Source organism: Moorena sp. SIO2C4 (assembly GCF_010672485.1).
Classification (GTDB): domain Bacteria; phylum Cyanobacteriota; class Cyanobacteriia; order Cyanobacteriales; family Coleofasciculaceae; genus Moorena; species Moorena producens.
Genome location: NZ_JAAHGN010001154.1, coordinates 1 through 2,264 on the forward strand (window position 1 = coordinate 1; position 2,264 = coordinate 2,264).

At 42.8% G+C, this 2,264-nt stretch carries 2 protein-coding genes and 1 pseudogene; 2 read left to right on the forward strand and 1 reads right to left on the reverse strand.

Translation table 11 applies throughout. The features are described from left to right. A pseudogene (locus F6K20_RS34910) lies at window positions 1-497 on the reverse strand (glycosyltransferase family 1 protein); the annotation flags it as partial. A gap of 391 nt (window positions 498-888) precedes the next feature. On the opposite strand from F6K20_RS34910, the gene F6K20_RS34915 reads away from it, so the two are divergent. After that, on the forward strand, window positions 889-1,011 hold the full coding sequence (locus tag F6K20_RS34915) for a hypothetical protein (RefSeq protein WP_287297866.1): 123 nt from the start codon (window positions 889-891) through the stop codon (window positions 1,009-1,011). A 51-nt stretch (window positions 1,012-1,062) separates the two neighbouring features. Then, on the forward strand, window positions 1,063-2,247 hold the full coding sequence (locus F6K20_RS34920; RefSeq protein WP_287297868.1) for an AAA family ATPase: 1,185 nt from the start codon (window positions 1,063-1,065) through the stop codon (window positions 2,245-2,247). Window positions 2,248-2,264 lie beyond the last annotated feature (17 nt).

Below are 2,264 nucleotides of genomic sequence, written 5' to 3' on the forward strand. Positions count from 1 at the left end.
GTAAAGCGACCTAGGACATTCATCGACACCATCCGAATCCGTTCCATCATGGCCGATTTTAGGGATAATGTCTTCAAGAGTACCGAAGGAATTTTATCTTTAGCGCCACCATTCCAAATCAAGGGCACACCTAGCCAGCCTATCCATGTCGGCAACCAGGAATTTTGATAGGTGACATGGTGAACTAAATCAAAGCCAATTTCCCCCTGGAGTTTTTTGGCAACAAAAAATGCTCTAATCTGCCAGGCAATATAGTACAAATAATGGGACAATCCTGAATTACGAGACCCTTCAGACATTGCTACAAAGATAAAGGTGACATTGTCTAAAGGTGAATTAGCCAATTCCTGTTCAATCTGAGACTGATCAGTTATGTTAGTGAGCACCCAACACTTATGGCTATGGTCTTTAGCTATTTGTTTTACGACATTCCAACCTATACCATATTCAGACCCTCTTACTGGGGAACAGCCATAAGCAGAAATCAGGATATTCATGATTCTTTTTCCCTGATTAATTCAGCTGATAATTAGTTATATTTTAACAGTTAACAGACTTAGGCGTCTGACTAGGGAGTATGTTACTTTTGTAATTAAGTAAATTGATCCCCTCCGATCACAGGATAGACGATCCTGAAGCAGCATAGATAGGACTTACGAAGTTAGTTGGTTTTGCCCCCCTGCCCCCCAATTTTTCGGTGCGACCCGTGGCGAATTTAATTCGCCAACGGAAAGCGCACCGGGAGGGGTAATGATGTCAAAGTCCCCCAAGCGAGGGATTGCTCGCTTGGGGGATTTAGGGGGCTTTGCGTAAGTCCTGATAGACAGATCCAAGTGTGGGTTAGTGCTAACGAAAAAGACCTAGCCTTGAGAACCTGATTGGGCTGTAATGGCTGTATGCCAGACTTGGGAACAGTCAGCGGAGATTAATCTAGGGGTGGTGGCGGTGGAGTTAAAGCAAGTGGATCGCAATTTGGTAGAAATTGATGCCACGATCGACGGGATTTTGTGATTAGTTAGGGATGGATGCTCCTTACATGTTTGTTTAGGGAAATTATAGAGTATGAAAATCCTTTCCATCAAAATCAAAAACTATCGTGTCTTTGAAAACCTGGAAATAAAAAATATTCCAGCATTTTTTGTTATCGTTGGTGCCAACGGTACCGGAAAATCAACCCTGTTTGACATATTTGGATTTCTCCATGATGCCCTCAAAAATAATATTCGTCAAGCTCTCCAAGTTCGTGGCGGTTTCAATGAAGTTATCACCCGAGGTAAAGAGCAAGAAGATATCGAAATAGAACTTAAGTTCCGTATTAAAATTCAAGGAACTGAGCGCCTGGTTACCTATAGTCTTCTCATTGGACAAGAGAAGAAACGACCGTTAATAAAACGAGAAATTCTGCGTTATAAACGTGGCCCAAAGGGTCAACTTTTTCATTTATTAGACTTTGAACAAGGAAAAGGATACGCTATCATTAACGAAGAAAACTTTGAACAAGCTGACACAGAACTAAAACGGGAAGAACAACAACTTGATTCCAGCGACATTTTAGCCATAAAAGGCTTAGGACAATTCCAACGCTTCAAAGCCGCCAGTGCCTTTCGTTCCCTGATCGAAAACTGGCATGTTTCCGACTTTCATATCAATGAAGCTAGAGGCAGCAAAGACGCATTCTATGCCGAACACCTCTCCCCCACAGGAGATAATATGGCATTAGTAGCCCAATACATCTATCAAGAACATCCCGAAATATTCGAGAAAATTCTCCAGCGAATGCAAGAGCGAGTCCCCGGCATTTCCAAAGTAGAAGCCAAAAACACCGAAGACGGCAGACTAATCCTAAAATTTCAAGATCAAGCTTTTAAAGACCCCTTTATCGATCGCTATGTTTCCGATGGCACCATGAAAATGTTTGCCTATTTAATATTGCTCTTCGATCCTAAGCCTCACCCCCTGCTCTGTGTCGAAGAACCCGAAAACCAACTTTACCCCAGCCTTTTACATGAACTCGCCGAAGAATTTGCCAGCTATGCCCATCGTGGTGGCCAGGTTTTTGTCTCTACCCACTCCCCTGACTTTTTAAATGCCGTTCCCCTGGAGAGCATCTTTTGGCTGACCAAAGAACATGGGATCACCAAATTTTCAAGGGCTAAAGATAATCCAACCCTTGTCAATCTAGTCGAAGCTGGAGACTTACCTGGCTATCTATGGAATCAAGGCTGGTTTAAAGGAGTTGCCCCCTAATGATTGATAAGCTAATT

What these genes read in the sequence shown, in the direction of transcription:
- F6K20_RS34915 (WP_287297866.1), top strand. Translation starts at nt 889, where the DNA reads ATGGCTGTATGCCAGACTTGGGAACAGTCAGCGGAGATTAATCTAGGG.
- F6K20_RS34920 (WP_287297868.1), top strand. Translation starts at nt 1,063, where the DNA reads ATGAAAATCCTTTCCATCAAAATCAAAAACTATCGTGTCTTTGAAAAC.